The organism is Tardiphaga sp. 619_E2_N8_4 (assembly GCF_051810905.1).
GTDB classification, from domain to species: Bacteria; Pseudomonadota; Alphaproteobacteria; order Rhizobiales; family Xanthobacteraceae; genus Tardiphaga; species Tardiphaga robiniae.
Window position 1 is genome coordinate 2866357 of sequence record NZ_JBPWQJ010000001.1, and the last position, 23769, is coordinate 2890125.

22 protein-coding genes are annotated in these 23769 nt (G+C 63.3%); 12 read left to right on the forward strand and 10 right to left on the reverse strand.

Translation table 11 applies throughout. The features are described 5' to 3' along the window. Position 1: 1 nt before the first annotated feature. Entirely contained in the window at positions 2–907 is a 906-nt protein-coding gene (locus AB8A23_RS13700; RefSeq protein WP_175368379.1) for a LysR family transcriptional regulator, read from the reverse strand. Positions 908–1065: 158 nt separating this feature from the next. Between AB8A23_RS13700 and AB8A23_RS13705 the strand changes: the two genes are divergently transcribed. From AB8A23_RS13705 to cnbZ, 6 genes are all read left to right on the forward strand, one after another. Continuing rightward, positions 1066–2283 (forward strand): amino acid ABC transporter substrate-binding protein, encoded by a 1218-nt coding sequence (locus AB8A23_RS13705; protein WP_439059459.1) that lies wholly within the window; start codon positions 1066–1068, stop codon positions 2281–2283. A gap of 80 nt (positions 2284–2363) precedes the next feature. Continuing rightward, positions 2364–3230 (forward strand): branched-chain amino acid ABC transporter permease, encoded by an 867-nt coding sequence (locus AB8A23_RS13710; protein ID WP_089265322.1) that lies wholly within the window; start codon positions 2364–2366, stop codon positions 3228–3230. Then, positions 3227–4177 (forward strand): branched-chain amino acid ABC transporter permease, encoded by a 951-nt coding sequence (locus AB8A23_RS13715; RefSeq protein WP_439059458.1) that lies wholly within the window; start codon positions 3227–3229, stop codon positions 4175–4177. Before AB8A23_RS13710 ends, AB8A23_RS13715 begins: the two co-directional genes overlap by 4 nt. Further along, positions 4170–4931, forward strand: coding sequence for an ABC transporter ATP-binding protein (locus tag AB8A23_RS13720; RefSeq protein WP_439059457.1), 762 nt, complete (start codon positions 4170–4172; stop codon positions 4929–4931). The genes AB8A23_RS13715 and AB8A23_RS13720 overlap by 8 nt, the downstream gene beginning before the upstream one ends. Before the next feature lie 7 nt (positions 4932–4938). Further along, a complete protein-coding gene (locus AB8A23_RS13725) occupies positions 4939–5655 on the forward strand; it encodes a branched-chain amino acid ABC transporter ATP-binding protein (protein ID WP_120291905.1) in 717 nt (238 codons plus the stop codon). Positions 5656–5681: 26 nt separating this feature from the next. Beyond that, positions 5682–6437, forward strand: coding sequence for a 2-amino-5-chloromuconate deaminase CnbZ (cnbZ, locus tag AB8A23_RS13730; RefSeq protein WP_120291590.1), 756 nt, complete (start codon positions 5682–5684; stop codon positions 6435–6437). Between the two features lie 5 nt (positions 6438–6442). Here cnbZ and AB8A23_RS13735 read toward each other — a convergent pair whose 3' ends face one another. From AB8A23_RS13735 to AB8A23_RS13760, 6 genes are all read right to left on the reverse strand, one after another. After that, the gene (locus AB8A23_RS13735) at positions 6443–8656 is read right to left on the reverse strand and encodes an SLC26A/SulP transporter family protein (protein ID WP_439059456.1); all 2214 of its coding nucleotides are present in this window, start codon (positions 8654–8656) and stop codon (positions 6443–6445) included. A 130-nt stretch (positions 8657–8786) separates the two neighbouring features. Further along, positions 8787–10208, reverse strand: coding sequence for a glycogen synthase GlgA (gene glgA / locus AB8A23_RS13740; protein WP_089265318.1), 1422 nt, complete (start codon positions 10206–10208; stop codon positions 8787–8789). A 198-nt stretch (positions 10209–10406) separates the two neighbouring features. Beyond that, positions 10407–11798: an MFS transporter gene (locus AB8A23_RS13745; protein ID WP_439059455.1), complete on the reverse strand. Its 1392-nt coding sequence runs from the start codon at positions 11796–11798 to the stop codon at positions 10407–10409. Positions 11799–11981: 183 nt separating this feature from the next. Further along, entirely contained in the window at positions 11982–13388 is a 1407-nt protein-coding gene (locus AB8A23_RS13750) for an MATE family efflux transporter (protein ID WP_231079783.1), read from the reverse strand. After that, positions 13385–13888 (reverse strand): helix-turn-helix transcriptional regulator, encoded by a 504-nt coding sequence (locus AB8A23_RS13755; protein ID WP_184519770.1) that lies wholly within the window; start codon positions 13886–13888, stop codon positions 13385–13387. The genes AB8A23_RS13750 and AB8A23_RS13755 overlap by 4 nt, the downstream gene beginning before the upstream one ends. Before the next feature lie 199 nt (positions 13889–14087). After that, entirely contained in the window at positions 14088–15650 is a 1563-nt protein-coding gene (locus tag AB8A23_RS13760; protein WP_439059454.1) for an AMP-binding protein, read from the reverse strand. A 188-nt stretch (positions 15651–15838) separates the two neighbouring features. Between AB8A23_RS13760 and AB8A23_RS13765 the strand changes: the two genes are divergently transcribed. From AB8A23_RS13765 to AB8A23_RS13775, 3 genes are read left to right on the forward strand one after another with little or no spacing between them, the layout of a single operon-like run. Beyond that, the gene (locus AB8A23_RS13765) at positions 15839–16447 is read left to right on the forward strand and encodes a LemA family protein (RefSeq protein WP_089265314.1); all 609 of its coding nucleotides are present in this window, start codon (positions 15839–15841) and stop codon (positions 16445–16447) included. A gap of 24 nt (positions 16448–16471) precedes the next feature. Next, positions 16472–17353, forward strand: coding sequence for a TPM domain-containing protein (locus tag AB8A23_RS13770; protein ID WP_439059453.1), 882 nt, complete (start codon positions 16472–16474; stop codon positions 17351–17353). After that, the gene (locus AB8A23_RS13775) at positions 17353–17850 is read left to right on the forward strand and encodes a TPM domain-containing protein (RefSeq protein WP_439059452.1); all 498 of its coding nucleotides are present in this window, start codon (positions 17353–17355) and stop codon (positions 17848–17850) included. The genes AB8A23_RS13770 and AB8A23_RS13775 overlap by 1 nt, the downstream gene beginning before the upstream one ends. 122 nt (positions 17851–17972) lie before the next feature. Here the strand turns inward: AB8A23_RS13775 and AB8A23_RS13780 are convergent, their stop codons facing one another. After that, positions 17973–18584, reverse strand: a complete 612-nt coding sequence (locus AB8A23_RS13780; RefSeq protein WP_439059451.1) for a glutathione S-transferase family protein — start codon at positions 18582–18584, stop codon at positions 17973–17975. A 174-nt stretch (positions 18585–18758) separates the two neighbouring features. Between AB8A23_RS13780 and AB8A23_RS13785 the strand changes: the two genes are divergently transcribed. The 3 genes from AB8A23_RS13785 (at position 18759) to AB8A23_RS13795 (ending at position 21490) form a co-directional block, all read left to right on the forward strand. After that, positions 18759–19715, forward strand: coding sequence for a hypothetical protein (locus AB8A23_RS13785; RefSeq protein WP_439059450.1), 957 nt, complete (start codon positions 18759–18761; stop codon positions 19713–19715). A 95-nt stretch (positions 19716–19810) separates the two neighbouring features. Continuing rightward, positions 19811–21319, forward strand: a complete 1509-nt coding sequence (locus AB8A23_RS13790) for a hypothetical protein (RefSeq protein ID WP_439059449.1) — start codon at positions 19811–19813, stop codon at positions 21317–21319. Between the two features lie 12 nt (positions 21320–21331). Next, complete coding sequence (locus AB8A23_RS13795; protein WP_176454609.1) at positions 21332–21490, forward strand: hypothetical protein; 159 nt, start codon at positions 21332–21334, stop codon at positions 21488–21490. Between the two features lie 71 nt (positions 21491–21561). Here the strand turns inward: AB8A23_RS13795 and AB8A23_RS13800 are convergent, their stop codons facing one another. Together AB8A23_RS13800 and AB8A23_RS13805 are read right to left on the reverse strand one after the other, a co-directional pair. After that, positions 21562–22128 carry a fasciclin domain-containing protein gene (locus tag AB8A23_RS13800; RefSeq protein ID WP_439059448.1) on the reverse strand — a complete coding sequence of 189 codons (567 nt, stop codon included), beginning with the start codon at positions 22126–22128 and terminating at the stop codon, positions 21562–21564. Between the two features lie 214 nt (positions 22129–22342). Further along, positions 22343–23548 (reverse strand): CaiB/BaiF CoA transferase family protein, encoded by a 1206-nt coding sequence (locus AB8A23_RS13805; RefSeq protein ID WP_439059447.1) that lies wholly within the window; start codon positions 23546–23548, stop codon positions 22343–22345. Positions 23549–23769 lie beyond the last annotated feature (221 nt).

Genomic DNA, 23769 nt, shown 5'->3' on the forward strand with positions numbered 1-23769 from the left:
TCTACCCTTCTTCACTGTCCTTCATCTGCGCCACCAGCATCTCGGCGACCAGTCGCGTTGATGGCGATGCCATGCGCGCGGCCGACTGCACCAGCGTCACCTGTGTTGACTCCAGTCTGCGGTCCCGCGGCGGGATCGCGACCAGTGTGCCGGCGTTGATGGCCGCCGTCGCCGAGACCATCGGCAGGAATGTCGCAAGATCGGTGCGGGCAGCCACGGTCTGGGTGAAGGCCAGCGAGTTGGTCTCGCTGCACATTTCCAGCCGCACACTGGCCTGTGCGCAGGACTTGTCGAGTTCCTGACGAATGCCGAAGGATGGGTCCGGAAGGATCACGCGCAACCCTGCAAGATCCTTCATCGCGTATGAGTTCTGGCCGGCCAGCGGATGCGTGGGCGCGACGATCAGGCAGACCGGTTGCCGCATGCGTCCGAGTTCGATCAGATCGCGTCGCGGCGCGCGGCCAAAGATCAGGCCGAGATCGACCTCGTTCTGGCTGACCATCTCGACCACATCGCGAGCGCCCACGGCGGTGACAGATAGCGCGATCCCCGGATATTGCTGCGACAGGTCGACGAAGGAGTTGGGCAGGAAGCTCGACAGCATGCCTTCGACGGTGGCGATCTTCACCTGGCCGCGGCGCAGCGATGCGAATTCCTCGACCTGGCTGCGCAGCCCGTCGAGCTGGCTGCGGTTCTCGACTGCATAGCGATAGAGCACGTGGCCGGCATCGGTCAGGTTCATGCCGCGCGCGCCGCGCTCGAACAGTTTGACCGCAAGCTCCTCCTCCAGCCCCTGCACCTGCCGGCTGATGGCGGAGGGGGCGATGCGGAGCGCTGCGGCGGCCTGTTTGATCGAGCCGGACTCGGTAACCACGCGAAAATAGCGAATGGCGGTGGATTCGATCATGCTCAGTCCCTCGCGGCTGGCTGCCCAGCGCGATGGCAGGACCTGACTAGCGTTCTGATTTTCAGACCTCTCACATCGAAATTCAATGCTTTTATTCGAAATCTAAATTTGACAGAGTTTTGATCAGGTCACGGTCCCGTCATCGATGGAGAATTTGGATGTTTCATCCCCGGCTTGCTGTCTCGGCTTTTTCCGCATCCCTCCTGCTGGCTGCGGCCGGTTTGGGAGCGACCTCCTCAATGGCTTCGGCGCAGGATGTGATCCGCTTCGGCGCACCGCTGCCGATCACCGGGCCGCTGGCGCCGGAAGCCGTGAAGCAGCAGCAGGGCTATGACCTCTGGGCCGAACAGGCCAACAAGGCCGGCGGCATCGATGTCGGCGGCAAGAAGTACAAGGTCGAGATCGTCTATTCGGACTACCAGTCCAACACGCCGCGCTCGGTGCAGACCACCGAACAGATGATCACCCAGGACAAGGTGAACTTCATGTTCGGCCCGTTCGGTTCGGGCGCCGCCAAGGCCGCCAGCACGATCGCCGAGAAGTACAAGGTGCCGATGCTGGCCGCGACGGCATCGTCATCCCAGGTCTACGACCAGAACTACAAATATCTGTTCGGCACCTTCACGCCGAACGACACGCTGACCACGCCCTTGACGCAGCTCGTCAAGGCCAAGGCGGCGGACGTCAAGAAGGTTGCGATCCTCGCGCGCAACGATCTGTTCCCGCTGGCCATCGCGCAGGAAATGGAAAAGTCCGCCAAGGCCAACGGTCTTGAGGTCGTGTACTTCGAAAAATACGCCATCAACACGCTCGACCACTCCGCAACCCTGTCGCAGATCAGGTCGCTCAATCCGCAATGGGTGTTTGTCACCGGTTACACCAACGATCTGCTGCTGATCCGCAAGCAGATGGTCGATCAGCAGATGAAGGCCAATGTCGTGACCATGATCGCCGGTCCGGCCTATCAGGAATTCATCGAATCCGCCGGGCAGAGCGCCGAGAACATCTCCAGTGCGTCGTGGTGGCATCCGGCCGAACAGTACAACGGCAAAGACATTTTCGGCACCACGGCCAACTTCGTGAAGCTGTTCAAGGACAAGTACAAGCTTGAGCCCGACTACGCCCATGCGTCGGCTGCGGTCTGCGGTGCGCTGTTCCAGATGGCCATCGAGAAGGCCGGTTCGCTGGACCGTGACAAGGTGCGTGACGAACTCGCCAAGATGGACGTCGTGACCTTCTGGGGGCCGGTCAAGTTCGGCGCCAACGGCCAGATCAACTCGCTGGAGCCGCCGGTCTTCCAGATCCAGGCCGGCAAGCCGGTGGTGCTGTTCCCGGACGCCATCAAGCAGGGCGACTTCAAGCTCGGCGTGAACTGAGCATGATCCCGAAAAGTGGATACCGGTTTTCGGACAAGATCATGCTCAAGCAAGTCTGCTAAGACCGGCGGGGAATCCACATGCTGGCCATCCAGGTCCTGATCAATGCACTCGTGCTCGGGTGTCTCTATGCCTGTATCGCGATCGGTTTCTCGCTGGTCTGGGGCGTACTCAACGTCATCAACCTGATTCACGGCTCGTTCATCGTGCTTGGCGCCTATCTGGCCTGGGGTGCGTATAATTCGCTCGGGCTGTCGCCGTGGTATGCGCTGCTGATCGCCGCACCGGCCTTTTTTGTGTTCGGCTATCTGCTGCAACGGTTGCTGCTCAACCGCGTCATCACCGCCCCGGTACTGGTGACGCTGACGCTGACCTTCGGGCTCGATCTGATCCTGAACAATGCGATGATCTATTACTTCAAGGCCGATTACCGGAAGCTGATCCTCAATCCGCCCACGGGATCGATCTCGATCTTCGACGTCGTCGTCCCCGTCGACCGTCTGATCGCAACCGCCTCAGCGCTGGCGCTGACCTTTCTGCTCTATCTGCTGCTGCGTCGCTCGAAAGTCGGCCGCGCCATTGTCGCCGTCCGGCTTGATCGCGATGCCGCCGTACTGATGGGCGTCGACGTCAAATCGATCTACGCCATCGCCTTCGGCCTCGGTGCCGCGCTGGCCGGTTGCGCCGGTGTGCTGATGGCGCTGATCTTCCCGATCTCGCCGCTGACCTCGTCGGCCTATCTCGGCAAGGCCTTCGTGGTCTGTGTCCTCGGCGGTCTCGGCAGCGTGTCCGGCGCATTGGCTGGCGGCTTGCTGCTGGCGCTCGTCGAGGGCGTCGGCTCGGTCTATCTCGGCCCGGCCCATGCGGTGACGCTGTCTTTCGTCCTGCTCATCATCTTCCTTGTGGTCAGGCCGCAGGGCCTGCTCGGCCGAAAGGGTTTTGAATGACCCGGACCAATATCGCGCTTCTCGTCCTCATTGCCTGCGTAGCATCGCTGCCGCTGTTCGGCGACGCCTATGCGCTGCGTCTCGGCACCATGGCCTGCATGTATGCGATCTTCGCGCTGTCATGGAACATCGTCGGTGGCTTTGCCGGTTACCCGTCTTTCGCGACGGCCGCCTTCTTCGGGCTCGGCGCCTACACCACCGGCATTCTCATGAACAAGGGCGTGCCGCTGCCCCTGTCGCTGCTGGGGTCGCTGGTATTGTGCCTGTTGCTTGCTGCAGCGCTCGGTGCGGTGCTGCTTCGCCTCCGCGGCCATTACTTCGCCATCGCCAGCCTCTCGCTGGTCGAAGTGTTCCGCGAACTCGTCAACAACGCCACCGACCTCACCGGCGGCGGCATGGGCCTGAATATCCCGCTGGTGTCCGGCTCCAGTGTCCTTTCCGACGCGACGTTCTTCTTTTACGCGATGTGGGGATTGCTGCTGATCACCGCGCTCGTCGTCATCGCAGTCTCGATGTCGAAGCTCGGCTTCGGTCTGAATTGCATCCGGCAGAACGAGACGGCCTCGAACATGGTCGGTCTCAATTCGACGCTCTACAAGGCCGTGGCTTTCGGCCTGTCCGCCTGTTTCGTCGGTGCGGCCGGTGGGCTCTATGCCGCCTGGGTGCACTACATCGATCCGTCCGATGTGTTCGACATTCTCTATTCGGTAAAGCCCATCGTGATGGCGCTGATGGGCGGGCTCGGCTCGCCACTCGGCGTGGTCTGCGGCGCCTTCGTCTATCTCGGCCTCGAGGAAGTGGTCTGGCGCAATTACATCCAGATCCATTCGGGCGTGCTGGGCGTCCTCATCATCCTGCTGCTGCTGTTCCTGCCGCATGGGTTGGTCTCGCTCCATGCCGGCAAGATCTGGCGCGGGCTGTTCGGACGAAAGGCAAAACATGTCTGAGATCCGTCACGAAATCCTGCATCTCAGCAACGTCTCGCGTCACTTCAGCGGCTTGAAAGCTCTGAGCGACGTGTCGCTGTCGGTGAACAAGGGTGAGGTGGTCGGCCTGATCGGCCCGAACGGCGCCGGCAAGACCACGCTGGTCAACACCATCTGCGGCGTGACACCGGCGTCGTCCGGTGTCGTCACCTTCGATGGCCGCGACATCACGCGGATCAAGACTTATCAATCGGCGCGGCTCGGGCTGTCGCGCACCTTCCAGATCGTGCAGCCCTTTGCGGAGTTTTCGGCGCTCGACAATGTCGCTGCTGCCGCCTTGTTCTCGCAACCGGGCGAGAGCCTGAAGTCGGCGCGCGAGGCCGCCCGCGCGCATCTCGCTTTTGTGGGTCTCGACGCGCAGGCCGATCAATCAGCGGCGACGCTGACGCTTGCCATGCGCAAGCGGCTGGAACTGGCCAAGGCGCTGGCGATGAAGCCGAAGCTCTTGTTCCTCGACGAGGTCAATGCCGGCCTCAACAGCGCCGAGGTCGAGCGCGCCACGAAGCTGATCCATCAGCTTGCTGCCGATGGCATCACCATCGTGATGATCGAACATCTGATGAAGGTCGTGCTCAATGTGTGCACCCGTATCGCGGTGCTGCATAACGGCAAGCTGATCGCCGACGGCGCGCCGCGCGACATCATCAAGGATCCTGCCGTCGTCGATGCCTATCTTGGCCAGCAATATGCACAACGGAACGCTGCCCGTGGCTGATCATCCGATGCTCGAACTCAATCAGGTCTGCGCCGGCTACGGCGAAATTCAGGTGCTGTGGGGCATCGACATGGCGGTGCGCTCCGGCGAAATCACCGCGCTGATCGGCTCCAACGGTGCCGGCAAGACCACGCTAATGCGTGCTCTGTCCGGGCTGATCCCGTTGGTCTCCGGCAAATATGTCTCCGAAGGCGTCGATCTCTCCAAGGCAACGGCTGCGCAGATGCTGGCGCATGGCATTGTGCACGTGCCGGAAGGCCGCCGCCTGTTTGGCGCCATGAGCATCGAGGACAATCTCCTGATGGGCGCCTATTCGCGCAGCGTTGGCCGTACCGAGCTCAATCGCGATCTCGATCGCGTTTACACGACCTTTCCGAAGCTGCGTGAGCGCCGCAACCAGGCGGCGGCGACATTGTCCGGCGGCGAACAGCAGATGTGCGCCATCGGCCGCGGGCTGATGAGCGCGCCGCGCCTCTTGATGATCGACGAACTCTCGCTCGGCCTGTCGCCATTGCTGGTGGAGCAACTGGTCGCGGCGCTGCGCCAGTTGAACTCCGAAGGCATGTCGATCCTGCTGGTGGAGCAGGACGTCACCACGGCGCTCGATCTCTGCCATCACGCCTACATCATGGATATGGGCCGCATCGTGCGCACCGGGCAGGGCGCCGAATTGCTGGCCGATCCAATCATCCGCGACGCCTATCTCGGCGTCCTCGAAGACTGACTTTGATTTCATCCAAAGAGGCAAACATGATCGAGACCGTCGAAGCCCCCAATAGCGGCTACCGTTACATGCCGGGCGTGTTCCAGTATTCCTGCGGCGTCGGCGCGCTGCCCGGCTTCGCGCTGGAGCGCGTGCGCTTCTCGAAAGTCGTTCCGCTGAAGGAAGGCTTCGCCAGGGTTGCCGAGATCATCAAGGCCGCCGGCCGGCCGCTGACCGCCTTTGCGGCCTGCGAATTGCGCTCGCCGGCGCCGTTCACGGAGCAGGGGTTCATCGACTTCAACGAGATCTACATCAAGACCCTCGAAGACTGGGGCATCATGAAGGATCGCGTGAATCCCATCGCGCGCAGCAATGTGTGTCCGAAGATCGATCCGCCGTCGGAGCCCGGCTTCCACGCTTTCTCTTTCACGACCGTCGCGCCGAATGCGCCGGCATCCTTCGTCATCGCCGGCAGCGGCGAGGCCGCGGAAGGCAAGGGCGACTATCGCGACAACACCGTGCGTCTCGGCGACATCAGCCCGTCGGGCATGCTGGAAAAAGCCAAGTTCGTGCTCGACGAGATGGAGCGCCGCATGAGCGCATTCTCCGGCACCTGGGACCAGACCACCGGCGCGCAGCTCTACACCGTGCGCGACGTCTATGCGCTCTTGGAAAGCGAACTCGGTCGTCGTGGCGTGTTCCGCAACGGCCTGACCTGGCACTTCAACCGTCCGCCGGTCGTCGATCTCGAATACGAGATGGATTGCCGCCGCGTGCATGTGGAGCGCGTGGTCGAGGTTTAACCGCCTCAATGATGACTGATGCGCAGATCTTGTGAGGTCTGTCGCAGTCGCCGGGTGAGTTCGCGCGCCAGGTTGCCCAGAAGCCTGGTGGCGAGCACCGGATTTTTCTTCAGGATCAGGTCGAAGCCGTCGCGCGGGAATTCGTAACAGATCACCGCGTCGTCGGCGACGATGGTCGCCGAGCGTGGTACCGATTCCACCAGCGCCATTTCTCCGACCGTCGTGCCGCGGCCAAGTCCGGCGATGCGGCGTCGCTCGTGATGTCCGTCGGTACGCAGCAGCACGCTGACGCTGCCTTTCAGGATCAGCCACATGCGGTCGCCGGCGTCGCCCTCGCGGCAGATCGTATCGCCGCACGCGAATTCGCGTCTGGTCATCACTGTGGTCAGTTCGGCCATCTCGTTCGCCGATACACCATCGAGAAAGTCGATCTGCTCGAGCGTGAGTTCATCCGCTTGCCCCTGCCTCGTAGCTGAGCGGTCGAGCATGGTCTGCTCCATCCACTCCAGTGCGGAATCGAGATCCTGCGTCATGGACGGCGATGCGGGATCGTGCCCGATCCCGTTGCCGATGATGGCGGCATGGATGGGCCGGACGTTGCAGTAGATCAGTCGCCGTTTCTTTTCAGTCGCCTTCTGGCGCAGGGTTCGCAATGCGTTGATGCCGGAGATGTCGAGGTCGGAGATGGCGCCCATGTCGAGCAGGATCATGTCCGTGCTGTTGAACAAGTCCTTGACGCGGAGCGAGAGGTCGTCGGCATTGCCGAAGAACAGCGCGCCTTCGAGCTGCAGGATGGCGCGCTGCTGCCCGGTCTGCTGCAGGATCGCGAGATCGTCGGCCGAGCGAATGCGCTTGGAGAACAGCGTGTCGCCGAGATGGGCGCGGCGTACCAGTGGCCGGCTCATATTGATGACGAAGATGATGCAGGACAGGATGATGCCGACGATCACTCCGGAAACGACCGAGCTGAACACGGTCACGGCCATCACCGCGAGCACCACGATCAGGTTGTAGACCGCGTGCCGGCGAACCTGCGGCTCGATGCTGTATCGGATATCGGCCAGCAGTTGCAGGTTCCAGCGATCGAACAGCACGATGCCGATCACCAGAAGCAGGCCGGCGAACACCGCGCGCGGCACCTGTGCGAGCACCGAGGACAGCGCGAATGTGATGGCCAACAGGCTGAGAGCCACGAAAATGCTGGTCCAGCGCGTGCGGCCGCCCATGCGATAGCCAAGCAGGATGACGGAAGGGATCGCCGATCCGCCGATGCCGCCGCCCAGCGCTGCTGCCGCATTGGCGATGCCCTGCGCGGCGAGGTCGCGCACCGGATGGATATGCGTATCGTCGAGCTGCTGTGCCACGCGAAACGCCAGCATGGTCTCCACCGTGCCGATGATCGCCAGCACCAGCGATACCAGCACGACATGCGGAAGCACGGCGGTCAGTTCCGGAGTGATCGAGCCGTCGAACACCGCGCCGAGCGGCATGGCCGGCGGGAAGCTGACATGGATCTCACCGATGGTCGGCCCGAGATCGAGACCGGTCGGGACGCTGATCAGATAGTAGAGCGCGGTGCCGGCGATGAAGCCTGCAAGCGATCCCGGTATCTTCCGCAGCCAGTCCGGCAGCCGCAGCCAGCCTGCTATTGCCGGATAGTTCAGAACAAAGAGCGCCAAGGCCACGACGTAAGCCAGCATCGCCGGCTTGTTCGGCCACAGCGTATGCGCGGCAAAGAACGGCTTGAACTGGGAAATCACGATCAGCATGCCGACGCCATTGAGCAGGCCGGTGAGTACCGGGTGCGGCGCGAATTTGATGGCGCGTGTCAGGCCGAGCAGCCCGAACAGGACCTGCCACAGCCCGGCCAGAAACAAACACAGCATGATCGCGGTCACGATCATCGCGGGCTGGCTCGCAAGCGTGGCGTCATTGACCAGCGTCGTGGTCAGGCCGGCCTGCACCAGGGCCATGCTGACGCGGCTCGTCGTCACGATATAGGACGAGGTGGCGACCACGGCCGCGACCAGGCCGACGATGGCGCCGCCATACAGGCCGGCTGCAGCGCCGGCTGCGACATAGTCGGGGCCGAGCGGCGCAAACACCAGCAGTCCGCAAGCAAGGCAGAGCGGCAGGCAGACGAGGCTTGAGATCAGACCGGCGCTGATTTCCGATCGCCAGTCGACGAGCGGCTCGGCGGGAGGCGAAGCTTTGAGCACGGGCTAGCTTTCATCACAGGGGGTACCGGCCACGCCTTCATGGATGATAGTTGTTGCCAGCTTTTGCCATTATTGTGAAACGGAACTGATCCGCAAGCCAAGATCGGGGTTCGCCCGCCGATTTCCCGCGCTACACGCCGGCGACGATCGTCTTGCGATACAGCGCGCTGTAGCTGGCGGCAGAAATATTCCAGCTGAACGATTTCGACATGGCGCTGCGGCGCATCGAGTTCAGGCGATCCTTGGAGCCATAGGTCGCGAAAGCCCGCAGGATGCCGCCCAGAAATGACTCGGTGGAGGGCTGCGTGAACAGGAAGCCGGTCTCGCCATCGACGATGGTTTCGGCGAGGCCGCCGGTCTGGTGGCCGATCGGCAGCGAGCCGAAGCGCTGCGCATACATCTGGCTCAGGCCGCAGGGTTCGAAGCGCGACGGCATCAGCGTGAAGTCGCTGCCGGCGAAGATGCGCCGTGCCTCGCGGTCGTTGAAGCCGATGGCGACGCCGATCGCATCCGGACGGCGGCGATGCGCGTCCATCAGCGCGTTTTCGAGTTCGGTCTCGCCGCGGCCGGTGACGACGATCTGGCCGCCGGCGGACACGATGGCGTCGGCCGCCGACAGCACGAGGTCGACGCCCTTCTGATGCACGAGGCGGGCGACCAAACCAAAAATGGGCCCGCGGGAGAGTGCGAGCCCAAATTGTTGACGTACCCCGTCGGCATTGGCGCGTTTGGCTTCCCAGTCGCCCGCGCCGAACGGTCTCATGAGCTCCGCGCAGACGCGCGGATCCCAACTCTCGTCGATGCCGTTGAGAATACCGGTGAGCCGCGACTCGTTGGAGCGCTTGGTCAGCAGGCCTTCCAGCCCGCAGCCGAGTTCCGGCGTGGTGATTTCACGCGCATAGGTCTCGCTCACGGTCGTCAGATGCGACGAGTAGATCAGGCCGCCCTTGAGGAAGGACAGCTTGTCGTAGAATTCCAGCCCGTCGATATGGAACGACTCCGCGGGCGCACCGATCCGGCGCAGCGAAGACTTCGGAAACAGGCCCTGATAAGCGAGATTGTGGATCGTCAGGATGGTCGGGATCTTCACGCCGCTCCAGGCGAGATAGGCCGGCACCAAGGCCGCCTGCCAGTCATTGGCGTGGACCAGATCGGCCGACCAGTTCTTGTCGAGCTTGCCGGAGGCGAGCAGGGCGGCAGCGGACGCGAAGCGTGCGAAGCGGATGTCGTTGTCCGGCCAGTCGCGGCCGCAGGCGTCGCCATAGGGATTGCCTGGACGATCGTAGAGCTGCGGGCAGAGCAGGATATAGATCGGCAGCCCGTCCTTGGTCGCAGCCAGACCGACCGAGCAGGCGGGCATTTCCGCCAGTGCCGGGCATTCGCCGACGATCTCGATATCAGGAAACTGCGTGACGACGTCGCGGTAGCCGGGAAGGATGATGCGAACGTCGGTCCAGATGCGCAGGGCTCTAGGGAGAGCGGCGGACACGGCTGCAAGGCCGCCCACCCGGATGAAGTCGTCAATCTCTGGAGTGACGAACAGTACCCTCAAGAAATGCCCTCGTGCCCGCCGCGCCTACAAGGATACGAAACTGGTCCAGCGTCTTTGGGTACTTACGGAACCGAAGGGCAATGGAACTCAGTTTTGTTACTTGCGCTGCAAAATATCTGTCTCTGCACTGCAGTATATCACATCACTTAATACGGCATTGCAAAAGAGAAATGTGAGTTCGCTAAATTATCTCTGAAGTCAGTGACCGGGTGACGACGGGACGATCAGCCGCAGGAAGCTCATGACGCAGCCGAGCGCGGCAAAGCCGGCGCCGAGCGCCAGCGCCCAGGTCGCGCCGCCATGGCCGAACAGGCCGAAGCAGAAGGCGGCAAGCGCTGCGCCCATGCTCTGGCCGGTCAGCCGGGCGGTGGCCACGATACCGCTGGCGCCGCCGCTGCGGCCGGCGGGGGCGCTCGACATGATCGCCTTCATGTTCGGCGCCTGGAAGAAGCCGAAGCCGGCGCCGCAGATCACCATCCGCCAGACGATATTGGCGACGCTCGGGTCGGGCGGCAGGGTGGCCAGCAGCACCATGCCGATGCCGAGCAGGGCCATGCCGATACCGCCAAGAAGCCCGGCGGGATAGTGGTCCGACAACCGACCGGCGATCGGCGCCATGATGCCGACGACCAGCGGCCAGGGCGTCAGGAAGAAGCCGGTCTCGACTGCCGAACGATGCAGAACTTCTTCGAAATAGAACGGCAGCGACACAAAGGCGAGGCCCTGGACGGAGAAGGAGCAAACCGCCGTGGCCGCCGACAACGCGAACAGTGGGCGGCGGAACAGGTCGATCGGCAGCATCGGTGCAGGGTGATCGGCCTGCCGGCGGAGCAGCAGCCAGCCGAACAGCAGGCCGGCAACCAGTTCGGCGACGACGATGGATGGCGCCGTGTGATGGGCGGCGCTGTCGATGCCGAGGATCAGCAGGCCGAGGCAGAGCGAGGTCAGCAGGGCGCCGAGAAAATCGAAACGATGGGTGGCACGCGTGGTCTTTGGCAGTGTCTTGAGGCTGATGACAATGGCGGCGAGGCCGAAGGGCAGGTTGATCGCGAACAGCCAGGGCCAGGTTGCAACCGACAGGATGCCCGAGGCGATGGTGGGGCCGAGGGTGAAGGCCGTCGCAACGACGAGGGCGTTATGACCGAGCCCGCGGCCGAAATGGCTTGGGGGATAAACCACGCGGACCAGCGCGGCATTGACGCTCATGGCGCCGGCGGCGCCGAGGCCCTGCAGCACCCGCGCGAACAGCAAAGTGTCCAGCGACCACGCGAATGCGCAGGCGACGGACGCGATGGTGAACAGGATCAGCCCGCCGAGATAGATGCGCTGATGGCCGACAATCTCGCCCAGCGCGCCGAACGGCAGCAGCGTGGCGACCATAGCGATCTGGTAGACATTGACCACCCAGATCACATCCGCTGGCGTGGCATGGAGGTCGCTGGCGATGGAGGGCAACGCGATATTGGCGATGGCGGTATCGAGCGAGGCCATGGCAAGGGCGGTAAAGATGGCAAGCCGCGCCCAACGCTGCTGGCTCGGCGTCAGCCCTTCCGTCGGCTGGGGAGCCTGTGCCGCGATACCGTCTGCCATAGCTGGGGATTCCTGGGTGCGGCCGAACTGGCCGCCGATCCGCGCTATCTAGGATAGTTCGCTTTGCCCCTACAGGCGTGTAACTGCATGAGGCATATGCACATCTTTATTCCCAGCTGAAAATCCGCTTTCGGCTGATCACATCGCTGTCAGGCGATCACATCGCTAGCGATTACATCGCCGTCAGACCGGCTTGGTCTTGAACCAGGTCCCGGACGCCACCGCCGTGACGATGATAGTGCCGTAGACCACCAAGGCGAATGTCAGGCAGGCAAACAGCCAGGTCAGCGATCCCGTCAGCCGCAGTGCCAGCCAGCCGCCGCCGATCGAGATCAGGAGGCGCAGCACGCCGGCCAGCAGGGGATAGAGCATCTTGCCGGCGCCCTGCGAGGCGAAATAGAGCGACAGGCCGAGGCCGAAGAAGCCATAGGCCGGGCCGACGATGCGCAGATAGGCGCTGCCGGTCTCGATCATCTGCGGATCCGACCCGAACAGGCCGAGCCAGGCGGCTGGCCAGATCGCGGCCGCCAGGCCGACGGTTTCGGTGATCACGAACACCATGCCGCCACCGATCAGCGCCGCCCGCAGCGCGCGCTGCTCCTGTCCGGCGCCGATATTGGTGCCGACCAGGGCGACCAGCGGTCCGCCAAACCCGAAGGCCAGCGGCACCATCAGATATTCCAGCCGGACGCCGGTGCCGAAGCCCGCCACGGCGTCGCCGCCGGCGAAGCCGCCGACCAGAGCGGTGGTCAGCAGCACCGTGAAACTCGTCTGCAGCGAGATCACCGCGGCGATAGCGCCGACGCGCAGGATGTCGGCTGAGAGATCCCAGCGCAGGCGGGCCAGCTTGAAATGGACGATGCAGCGGCCCGAGAGGATGTACCCTGCGAGCACCGCGCCGACGGTGAAGGTCGACAGCACCACCGCCCAGCCGCCGCCGGCGATGCCGAGCGCCGGGATGGGTCCCCAGCCGAAGATCAAGAGCGGCGAGAGAGGGATCAGCAGCACGACGCCGATACAGATCGACAGCGACGGCACCAGCATGTTGCCGGTGCCGCGGATGATGCTGGCGAAGCCGTTCATCAGCCAGACCAGCACGCTGCCGCCGAACACCACGTTGGAATACTGCATGGCCGCGTCCAGCGCGCCGCCGCTGACGCCCATCGCCGTGTAAATCGCACGGCCCCAGATCAGGAAGATCGCCGAGCCGATGAGGCCGAGCAGGATATTGATAAGGGTCGCGTGCATCACCAGTGCTTCGGCATCGTCGGTGCGCCGCGCGCCGAGCGCACGCGCAATCGCCGAGGAAATGCCGCCGCCCATGGCACCGGCCGACAGCATCTGCATCATCATGAAGCCGGGAAACACCACCGCCATGCCGGTCAGCGCGTCGCTGCCGAGATGCGACACCCACCAGGTCTCGATCAGGCCGGTGGAAGCCTGCGCCAGCATCACCAGCAGATTGGGCCAGGCGAGCTTGACCAGCGTGGAGGCGATCGGCGCCTGCAGCAGCATCCGCGTCCGCGGGTTCATCTCGTGGACGGGCGCAGCCGTGGCGGCGACGATGGCCTGCGGCGTTTCCAGTTTCATGGTGATCCGTCCTTCTGCGGGCGCGGTTTGCTGAGCCGCCGTTGCACGCGTGCGCTGGCGGCAGGGCCGGGCGCATTGGCGTGGGTGGCTTCGGTGATTGGTTTGCCGGTACGGCGGTCGACCAGGATGGGATCGGCGGTCTCGCCGGTCTCCTTGTCGATCAGAACAACGCTTTCACCCTCAGGCGCGAAGTGACGGTTGCCCCAGCTTTGCAGCGACCACAGTACGGAGCGGAAATCCCGGCCGCGCGGGGTCACGATATATTCGTAGCGCGGCGGCTTTTCGCAGTATTGCCGCTTCTCCAGCAGTCCGGCCTCGACCAGCACCCCGAGGCGCCGGGTCAGCATGTTCGGCGCGATGTTGAGGTTCTTCTGGAACTGATCGAACCGCGTCATGCCGTAGATGGCATCGCGCATGATCAGAATGCTCCACCACTCGCCGACGCGCTCGAGGCTGCGGGCAACCGGGCATTCCAGTTTCTCGAAACTCTTGCGCTCCATGGCGGGAAGATAGGGGAGTAACTATCATCATGCAAGTCACTTGGTGGTGACCCTCCACTGTCATTCCGGGGCGCAGGTCAGCGGCGAAGCCGCTGGCAGGCGAACCCGGAATCCCGAAGTGTTCAGCCATGTCGAGATTCCGGGTTCGCGTGCGCAAGATGCACACGCGCCCCGGAATGACGGCGTTAGTGCTAAGTCCTTACCCCACCATCCGCTCGCGCCCGACCCAGAAGCTTGCGCGCAGCGCCTTCTTGTCGATCTTGCCGACGCCGGTCATTGGCAGTTCACTGACGAACTTGATGTGTTTCGGCGCATGAGCCGAACCCTTTCGGGTCTTCACCAGATTGATCAGCTCATCCGCATCCGGCTTCGCACCGCCACGCGCGACCACGATGGCGGTGACAGCCTCGCCCCATTTGTCGTCGGGCACGCCGACCACAGCGCACATCGCCACATCGGCATGGGTGGTCAACACATCCTCGATCTCGCGGGGGAAGATGTTGAAGCCGCCGGAGACGATCATGTCCTTCTTGCGGTCGAGGATGAACATGTAGCCGCGCTCGTCGGCGCGGGCGATGTCGCCGGTGTGCAGCCAGCCGTTCTTGAGGGTCTCCGCGGTCTGCTCCGGCCGCTTCCAGTATTCCTTCATGACATGCGGCGCGCGCACGCAGATCTCGCCGGCCTCGCCTGGCGACACCTCCTGATCGTCATCGTCGAGAATGCGGACATCGCAGACTGCGATGGGGAATCCGCAGGACAGGAACAGGTCGGGCTTCCTGGGATCGTGATCCGTCTTGCGCAGCACGGACACCGGATAGCATTCGGTCTGTCCATAAAGTTGCGAGAACACCGGGCCGATCCGTTCGATACCTTCGACCAGCCGGCTCGGCGACATCGGCGATGCGCCGTAAAGCACCAGATCGAGCGACGATAGATCGGTCTTTGACAGCGTCGGGTTGTCGAGCAGCACATAGATCATGGTCGGCACGAACAGCGTGAAATTGATGCGCTCGCGTTCGATGGTCTTGAACACCGCTTCGGGATCGAAGCCCTTCAGCATATGCACTGTGCCGCCGCGCATCAGCGTCGGCAGCACCTTGGTGCCGGCGACATGGCTGATCGGCGCCACCGTGAGATAGCTCGGCGTATCCGGAATTTCGAAGTCAGACAGGATGGCGCTGGCAAAGCCCGACACTTCGCGATGCCGGCGCAGCGCGCCCTTGGATTTTCCGGTGGTGCCGCCGGTGTAGTTCAGCACGGCGATGTCATCGACATGTGCAAAGTCCCGCGCGGTGACGCTGCCGCCTGAGCCGACGACTTTCAGAAGATCGATGCCATAATCCGCACGGCCCAGCGTGAACACGTGCTGCAGGCCTTGCGCGCGCGATGCGAGCTCGCCGCCGCGCTGCAGGAAATTGTCCGCGTCAATGATCAGGATCGTTGCTTCGGCGTCCTCGATCTGGTCGATCTGATCCTGCATCGAGCCCAACGGGTGCAGCCAGGAGATTGCGAAACGCGACAGTTGCGCGGCGACGCCGGCGCACCAGGTGTCGGCGCGGTTGGCCGTGAGCAGCGCCACTTTCGTGCCGGGCGATGCGCCGAGGTTCATGAACACATTCTGCAGTCGTGCGATCAGGTCCGTGGTGCCGCGATAGGTGATGGTGCCGCCGGGCCAGCTGAAAGCGATGCGATCCGGATAGCGCGCCAGCGCCCGCAAGGTCTGCGCGCCAACGGTCGGAAACGTGTTCAGCACGTCCGTCATGGAAACCTCCCCAAATGTCCTCGGCTTCTGTGGGCCGATGGTTGTGGCAAGGCTAACAATGAATGCCGGGCATGCAAACATAAACCCGCATGGGCATTGCAGCATTCGCGATGAACTTGTGGCGGCTTTCGTCGTTTGCCTGTGCTAGAAGCGGTCGAGCCATTTGAGCCGCGTCACAGGAGAATTTCATGCGCAAGTTTTTGACCGTGCTGGCAGCACTGGCCACCCTCAGCCTGACCAATTGCGGTTACAACGCGATTCAGACCAATGACGAGCAGGTCAAGTCGGCCTGGTCGGAGGTGGTCAACCAGTATCAGCGCCGCGCGGATCTCGTGCCGAATCTCGTGAATTCCGTGAAGGGCTTTGCGCAACAGGAGAAAGACGTTCTTCTGGGCGTCACAAATGCACGCGCCAAGGTTGGCTCGGTGCAGGCGACGCCTGATGTGGTCAACGATCCTGCCGCGCTGCAGAAATTCCAGGCCGCGCAAGGCGAACTCTCCAGCGCGCTGTCGCGCTTGCTCGTGGTCACCGAGAACTATCCGCAGCTCAAGTCGGACGCGCTGTTCAAGGATCTGATGTCGCAGCTCGAAGGCACCGAGAACCGCATCACCGTGGCGCGCAACCGCTACATCAAGTCGGTGCAGGATTATAACGTCGGCGTGCGCACCTTCCCGAACAATTTGACGGCCATGATGTTCGGCTACAAGGAGAAGGCGAATTTCTCCGTCGCCAATGAGAGCGAAATCTCGACCGCGCCCAAGGTCGACTTCAACCCGACGCCGGCGCCTGCGAAATAGGCCGGTGCCGATCAGGCCGATCCGATGAAGGGGATCAAAGCCTGTCTGCTGGCATTGCTGCTGTGCTGGAGCGCCGTTGCTCTGGCCGATGTGGCCGTGCCGGCTCTGACGGGGCGCGTGGTCGATCAGACCATGACGTTGAGCGAGTCCGACCGGGCGTCGCTCGACAGCACGCTGCGTGATTTCGAGTCGCGCAAGGGCAGCCAGATCGTGGTGCTGATCGTGCCCACCACGGCGCCGGAAGCCATCGCGCAATACTCCATCCGCGTTGCCGAAGCCTGGAAGATTGGCCGCAAGAAAGTCGATGACGGCGCGATCCTGCTGGTCGCCAAGGACGATCGCAAGCTGCGCATCGAGGTCGGCTATGGCCTTGAAGGCGCACTGACCGACGTGGCCACGAAACGGATCATGGACGAGATCATCACGCCGCGCTTCAAGACCGGCGATTTCGCGGGTGGGATCACAGCCGGCGTCAATCAGATCATCAAGGTGATCGACGGCGAGCCGCTGCCGGCGCCAGATGAATGGAAGGGCAATTCGAATGCCCTCGATCAGATCATGGAATATGCGCCGTTCCTGCTGTTCGGCGTTCTGATCTTCGGCAGCATCCTGCGCAACATTTTCGGCCGGCTGTTCGGCTCGCTGGCGACCGGCGGGCTCGTCACCACGGTGGTCTGGCTGGTCGCCGGCAGCCTGCTGTTCGGCGGCATTCTCGGCGCGATCGCGTTTTTCTTTACGCTGATCAGCGAGGCCCTCATGTCGGGCGGCGGAGGCGGCGGACGCCGCGGTGGTGGCTATATCGGGGGCGGCGGCGGTTCCTGGTCATCAGGGAGTTCATCGAGCAGCGGCGGCTTCAGTGGAGGCGGTGGCAGTTTCGGTGGCGGCGGCGCTTCGGGGAGTTGGTGATGAGCCTGAAACGCATCGGCAACCATCTGCTCGGCAATCGCTCGCGGGTCCGCAAGGCGTTCCCGCCGCAATCGCTGGCGGCGATCGAACAGGCCATCAAGGCCTCCGAAGCCAGCCATGCCGGACAGATCCGCTTCGTGGTCGAGGGCGCGCTCGACGGCGCGCCGCTGTTCCGCAATCAATCCGCGCGCGAACGCGCCATCGATGTGTTCGCGCAACTGCGCGTCTGGGACACCGCGCATAACAACGGCGTGCTGATCTATCTGCTGCTCGCCGATCGCGACGTCGAGATCGTGGTCGATCGCGGCATCGATGCCCGCGTCGGCAAAGCCGGCTGGGAAGCGATCTGCCAGATGATGGAAGCCGAGTTTCGCGCCGGGCATTTCGAACGCGGCGTGATCAAGGGGATCGACGCGGTGACGCAGCATCTGGCGGCTCACTTTCCGCGGGACGGCGCGTTGGCGAATGAGCTGCCCGATGCGCCGGTGGTGCTGTAACGCGCTGCTCCCTCAGCCGTCATTGCAAGCGTAGCGAAGCAATCCAGTCTTCGCTTGTGACCTTCTGGATTGCCGCGTCGCTTCGCTCCTCGCAATGACGTGGAGAGGCCATTGACCTCCGCTCACGCCTTCGCCGACTCCCGCGCACCGACCCGCTCGAACCACGCCGCGACCTTCGCATTTCCGCGATCCCAGGGCTGCTTCACCTTGTCGGCGAAATCGAGCCAGCAGAACAGCACGATATCTGCCATCGTGAACCACTCACCGCAGATGAAGGTCTTGCCGCCCATCTGTCCATCGAGCCAGCGCAGCCGGTCGATCGCGATTGTCTTCAGGCCCGGCGCGCCTTCGGGTACGCAGACGATGCGCGTCTCGAAGCGCTTCAACCCCTCGGCGAAGCGATAGCCGTTGGCGATGTGCTGGCAGATGTTGAGATCGACGCGCTGCCGCCACATCCGTGCCTCGGCGCGCTGTTCGGGCGTGGTGCCGATCAGCGGCGGCATCGGATGCGTCTCCTCGACATATTCGCAGATCGCGACCGTCTCGGACACATAGGCGCCGTCGTCGAGCTCGAGCGTCGGCATCTGGCCGTGCGGATTGCGCGCCAGATGCGCGGGCTCGCGGTTCTCGCCACCAGCAAGATCGACGGTCTGGACGGGAAGGCTGATGCTCTTCTCGGCCAAGAACATGCGCACCACGCGCGGATTCGGCCCGATGGAATCGTAGAGCTTCATGGCATTTCCCCGATTGTTCTGTTTGCAGGTGTTGTGCGAGCGGGGCGCGTGCGCGTCAAGCAACGGTTCCCACCGCCGGACGAGAGGTGAAATTTTCGTAAGCACGGCACCCGGTAAGGATTTGGCAAGCAATGAAAGTTACCAAAGTGTTCATCTATTCTGGAGAATTTGATCGTGAGCGAGCACAAGGCCGATTCCACCCCAGACGTCAGCGGCGATCACGTCGACACCGGCGCGGCGGCGGCCGGTTCCCACGATACTGACATCCACGTGGAGTCGCCGAAGCTCGCACCGGAGCAGGGCGACGAGCGCCGTGCTCAGATGCCAAAGAGGGAAGCGCCGAAGCTCGGTGCGCCTGGCCGGATCACCATCATGGCTCCCTCCCGCGACAGCGGCCCGCACGAAGGCGCATCCCGCGAGAATGCATCGCGCGAGCACTCCTGGGAAGACCTCGTCAATTCCGAGCCGAAGATTGAGTCGGCAGAGAAGGCTGGCCGCAGCCGGATGATGGCGATTGCCGCGATGATCGCGCTCGGCATCACCGTCGGCGCGGTTGGCGGTTCGGTCGCCATGTCGGGCCTCGGCAAGCTGTTTGCCGCCGACGACACCAGGTCTTCCACTCATGCGCTGGAAGAGCAGGTCGCCCGTCTCGATAGCGAACTCACGGCGCTCAAGGCCGAGGTTGACCGCAACGCCAAGCAGTCCATTGCGGCGCGCGCGAAATCTGCCGATCGTCTCGACAAGCTTGAGAAGGCGCAGGCCGAACCGGCCGCGAAACTCGCCAAGCTGAGCGAAACCGTCGAAAAGCTGCGCACCACGCCGCCGCCTGCAGCTGCGCCAGCGCCGACCCCGGCACCGGTTGCCTCCGCGCCGGCCAAGGAAGTGACCGGTTCGATCAACGTGCCTGTGCCCACTCCGGCACCGAAGCCCGAGGTTGCGCGCCTGCCCATGGTCGAAGGTTGGCACATCATCGACATCGCCGGCGGCGGCGCCACCATCGAGGGCCGTGCCGGAATCTTCGAAGTCTATGCCGGTGATCCGGTTCCGGGTCTCGGCCGCGTCGATGCGATCCGCAAGCAGGACGGCCGCTGGACGGTGGTCACGAGCCGCGGCCTAATCGTTGCCCGCTGATCCCCTCTTCCTGTGATGCAAGCGTTCGGGCCGCTGCCAGTGCAGCGGCCTTTGTTTTGCGCTAGCCTCGCGTCCTGACCCGTCGGGATTGCGCCGTGCGACTTCGCTTGAACTTCATCGCTATCCTGCTGTGCCTCGTGGCTCCCGTCGCGCAGGCTGAAGAGGGCAACGGTCTCGCCGTCACCGATCCCGGTGTGTTGCGGGCGCTGGAGACGCACGGGACCCACGGTCTCGGTCTCGCGCAGTTGCTCGATCCCGCGCGATCGGTACCGATCCCCAGTGATACCCTGTTCGCTCTGCCTGCGATGACGCCGGTCCGCGCCGCGTTGGATGATGCGTTCACGCGCTATCTCGCCGATCACCGGAGCCGCCAGCCGCGCGTGAGCATTGGTGTCGGCCCCGGCCATGATGTGCAACTGTTCGACCAGGCGATGCTGACATCGCCGGACGCGCGGTTCGTGCTCGCCGGAATCGTCAACCGCATGGATCGCGCCTATGTCGCACCCGATACCTGCGGTGAAATCAGGCTGATCTATCGCCTCACACGCACGGCCGCCGGCACAATGCCGCCGCGTCTGCCGATGACGCTCAATCTTGTGCTTCGTGCGAAGGACCCGAACGATATGTCGGTGACATGCGCGGAGCTCGCCGGGCGCTGGCTCGACGCCGCGTCATTCACCGAGACCGGCGCAGCACGCGCGGATCGCCTGCTGAAACCAGGTGGCCCGCTTGCGACAATCACAGCCGCGCATGTCGATCGCATCGAGACCAATCTGCAGATCGCGCATCGACCGAAGTCCGATACGCAGGAATTCCGCACCGACTATTTGCAGAAGGTGTTTCGCTTCGATGCCACCGCGAAGCAGTTTCGCGCAGCACCCATGGAGAACCAGATCGACCGTGACCGGTTGCTGGCTGATGCGGCGCTCGGTCGCGCGTTTCGCGACTGGCTGCTCGCGCCGAACAATCTGCGAGCCTTTGATCGTGGTACGGTTTTGATCCCCGAGAAATTCCTTGCCACCTCGTCGCTGTCATCGACACCGGTCGGCTTTGCACCGTCGGCCCTGCAGCCGGAGTTCGGGCTGATAGACAGCGAGGGGAAGGGCGTGTTCAGCGAGCGCGACGTCGTGAACGCGCTGGAACGAGCCATATCGCAGGGCGGCGCGCTCGAGAACATCCGCTCACCGGCCGGCTTTGCTCGCCGGCTGAACGACATCACCTGCGGCGGCTGCCACCAGATTCGCGGCATCGGCGGGTTTCACTTTCCTGGTGCGGATACGCTGGCAGAGCAATCGCAGGGAACGGTTCCGGCATCGCCGCATTTCATCGGTGACCAGCCCCGCCGTCGCGATATCGTCATGGCGATACGCGATGGAAAGGCGCCGGATTTTTCGCGCGGCTTCTCCGATCGCCCGCAGATGCGTGGTAACAATGAACTCGCGGGATCGCCTCTCCTCGATGGCTGGGGTGCGACATGTTATCGACCGAAGCAGAAGGGCGTCGCGGACAAGAGCTTCGCGTCCTGGACTTGTGCCGAAGGTCTCGCCTGTCAGCAGGTTGGCGCGGATGCGTCGTCTGCAATCGGCATGTGTTTCGTGAAATGAAATGAGGACGCGATGAACGAGACCGACAAAGAGATCAAGGAACGCGACATCGCGATCGCCGAGAATGAAAGCAAGCAGCAGACGACAAGCAGCATCCGCGTCAGCGTCTGGGCGATCGGTGTGGCGGTTCTGCTCGGGCTCGGCTTCTTCGGATGGCTGCTGGCGCGCTAGTCGAAAAATATGCCTCTCCTTGCGGACAGGGAGAGGCGAGATGCGTCAATTCGGACTGTGCGTTGGAACGATCAGCCCGGCATCAGCACAGTGTTGACGACGTGGATCACGCCGTTCGACTGGTTGACGTTCGGGATCGTCACCGTGGAGGCGCCACCCTTGGCATCGACGATCGTGACCTTGCCGCCCGAACGCTTGACGGTGAGCTGTTCGCCTTCGACGGTGGTCAGCTTCTTGCCATCGGTGAGGTCGGCCGCCGAGAGCCGTCCGGGTACCACATGATAGGTGAGGATCTTGGTGAGGGTCATCTTGTTCTCGGGCTGCACCAGCGTATTGACCGTGCCCTTCGGCAGTTTGCCGAATGCGGCATTGGTCGGCGCGAAGACGGTAAACGGGCCGGGGCTGGCCAGCGTATCGACGAGGCCGGCAGCCTTCACGGCGGCGACCAGCGTGGTGTGATCCTTCGAATTCACCGCGTTCTCGATGATGTTCTTCGACGGATACATCGCGGCGCCGCCTACCATGACGGTGTTCTCGCCCTTCATCATCTTGGCAGCAGCAGGCTCAAGGAAGCTCGCCGAAATCATCAGCGTGCTGAAGGCGGCAAATGACAGCAGTGCAATGCGCTTCTTGGACATGGTCGTCTCCCGGTTGATAGTGGCGTCGCCGGCGGGGAATCCGCAGGCGTGGTGATCTCGTTGCCGCGCGACATGGCGAGTGCCTGTTGCGCTAACGAGACCAGCTACGCGTTTTAGGGGAGGCGGTTTCAGGTCGGCCTGTGACCACTTCGTGATCACAGGCCGCATCGCAATTTGAAACTCTTTCGCGCGAGCTGCGTAACCCGCGGCGCGACTATGCTACCGTGCCGGAAGCGCGCAACCGCGCGATATCGACATCATCGAAGCCGGCGGCGCGCAGGATCTCGTCGCTGTGTTGGCCGATGGATGGCGGCAGATGCGGCTTGCGCTTGGTCTCGCCGCCGATCCAGATCGGGCTGTTGATGGTGAGGATGTCGGTTCCTTCGAACGGGATCAGCACGTCATTGTCCTTCATCTGCTGATCGTTCGGAATATCGTCGAGAATGCCGACAAAGCCGAACACGAGGCCATTGCCGTCGAGCCGCTCGCGCCAGTCGGCGAGGTCGCGGGTCGCGAACACCTCGTCGAGGATCCTGATCAGCTCGACCGAGCGCGCATGGCGATCGGGTTTGGTTGCGAAGCGCGGATCGTCGCGCAGGTCCTCGCGGCCGAGGCATTTGGTGAAAGCCGGCCATTGCCGCTCTTCGGCAAGCAGCGACAGCATGATCCAGCGACCGTCGCGGCACCTGTAGTGATTGGTGACGGCATTGAGCGCTTCCTCGCGCGAGCGGCGCTTCTCGAACTTGGCACCCACCAGCTTGGCCTGCGCCAGCACGCTCGACGACCACACGCCATTGGCCATCAGGTTGGATTTTACCTGGCAGCCCTTGCCGGTCTTCTCGCGCTTGTAAAGTGCGGTGACGATGGCGCCATAGAGCGCCATGGCGCAGGGGTGGTCGCCCATGCCGGCGATCGAACGCGCGGGCGTGGTGTCCTCGTCGGCGCGCACGAGATCCATCATGCCGGAGCGTGCCCACCAAGCGGTGGAGTCGAAGCCGGGCTTGTCGGCTTCCGCGCCCTTGTCGCCATAGCCGGTGAAGCAGGCATAGATCAGCCGCTCGTTCAGCGGTGCGATATCCTCATAGGCGATCTTCAGGCGCTTGCGCACCGGCGGCGGGAAATTGGTGATGAACACGTCCGCTTCGGCGATCAATTTGTAGAGCACCGCCTGACCTTCCGGCTTGGCCAGATCGAGCGCCAGGCTTTTCTTGTTCCGGCTCTCCATCATCCACGCATAATTGTGCTCGCTCTTGGGATAACCGGGCAGGTTGGGCAGATTGCGATAGGGATCGCCGGCACCGGGCGGTTCGATCTTGATGACGTCGGCGCCGAAGTCGGACAGCACTGTGGCTGCGGCGGGCGCGGCGATGAAACTCGCGCAGTCCAGCACCTTCAGCCCTTTGAACAGACCGTCTTCCATGCGTCACTCCCGTCGCTTTTGTTCTGCGTGTTGTTCTTGCCGTCTGCCGGAATTTAATTCCATCTGGAATCCGGTGGCGCATTTGACCCATCTTCGATGGGTGATGCAACGGGCTCAGCTAACCCTCCTCTGGAGGGGGAGGGTCGCTGCGTGCATAGCGCGCAGCGGGGTGGGGTGAAGCAGCAAGCTCCGTCGTTGTGGCTTCACCCCACCCCGTCTCG

Coding starts and splice junctions, on each gene's coding strand:
- AB8A23_RS13700 (WP_175368379.1), bottom strand. CDS start 907: ATGATCGAATCCACCGCCATTCGCTATTTTCGCGTGGTTACCGAGTCC.
- AB8A23_RS13705 (WP_439059459.1), top strand. CDS start 1,066: ATGTTTCATCCCCGGCTTGCTGTCTCGGCTTTTTCCGCATCCCTCCTG.
- AB8A23_RS13710 (WP_089265322.1), top strand. CDS start 2,364: ATGCTGGCCATCCAGGTCCTGATCAATGCACTCGTGCTCGGGTGTCTC.
- AB8A23_RS13715 (WP_439059458.1), top strand. CDS start 3,227: ATGACCCGGACCAATATCGCGCTTCTCGTCCTCATTGCCTGCGTAGCA.
- AB8A23_RS13720 (WP_439059457.1), top strand. CDS start 4,170: ATGTCTGAGATCCGTCACGAAATCCTGCATCTCAGCAACGTCTCGCGT.
- AB8A23_RS13725 (WP_120291905.1), top strand. CDS start 4,939: ATGCTCGAACTCAATCAGGTCTGCGCCGGCTACGGCGAAATTCAGGTG.
- cnbZ (WP_120291590.1), top strand. CDS start 5,682: ATGATCGAGACCGTCGAAGCCCCCAATAGCGGCTACCGTTACATGCCG.
- AB8A23_RS13745 (WP_439059455.1), bottom strand. CDS start 11,798: ATGGCAGACGGTATCGCGGCACAGGCTCCCCAGCCGACGGAAGGGCTG.
- AB8A23_RS13750 (WP_231079783.1), bottom strand. CDS start 13,388: ATGAAACTGGAAACGCCGCAGGCCATCGTCGCCGCCACGGCTGCGCCC.
- AB8A23_RS13755 (WP_184519770.1), bottom strand. CDS start 13,888: ATGGAGCGCAAGAGTTTCGAGAAACTGGAATGCCCGGTTGCCCGCAGC.
- AB8A23_RS13760 (WP_439059454.1), bottom strand. CDS start 15,650: ATGACGGACGTGCTGAACACGTTTCCGACCGTTGGCGCGCAGACCTTG.
- AB8A23_RS13765 (WP_089265314.1), top strand. CDS start 15,839: ATGCGCAAGTTTTTGACCGTGCTGGCAGCACTGGCCACCCTCAGCCTG.
- AB8A23_RS13770 (WP_439059453.1), top strand. CDS start 16,472: ATGAAGGGGATCAAAGCCTGTCTGCTGGCATTGCTGCTGTGCTGGAGC.
- AB8A23_RS13775 (WP_439059452.1), top strand. CDS start 17,353: ATGAGCCTGAAACGCATCGGCAACCATCTGCTCGGCAATCGCTCGCGG.
- AB8A23_RS13780 (WP_439059451.1), bottom strand. CDS start 18,584: ATGAAGCTCTACGATTCCATCGGGCCGAATCCGCGCGTGGTGCGCATG.
- AB8A23_RS13795 (WP_176454609.1), top strand. CDS start 21,332: ATGAACGAGACCGACAAAGAGATCAAGGAACGCGACATCGCGATCGCC.
- AB8A23_RS13800 (WP_439059448.1), bottom strand. CDS start 22,128: ATGTCCAAGAAGCGCATTGCACTGCTGTCATTTGCCGCCTTCAGCACG.
- AB8A23_RS13805 (WP_439059447.1), bottom strand. CDS start 23,548: ATGGAAGACGGTCTGTTCAAAGGGCTGAAGGTGCTGGACTGCGCGAGT.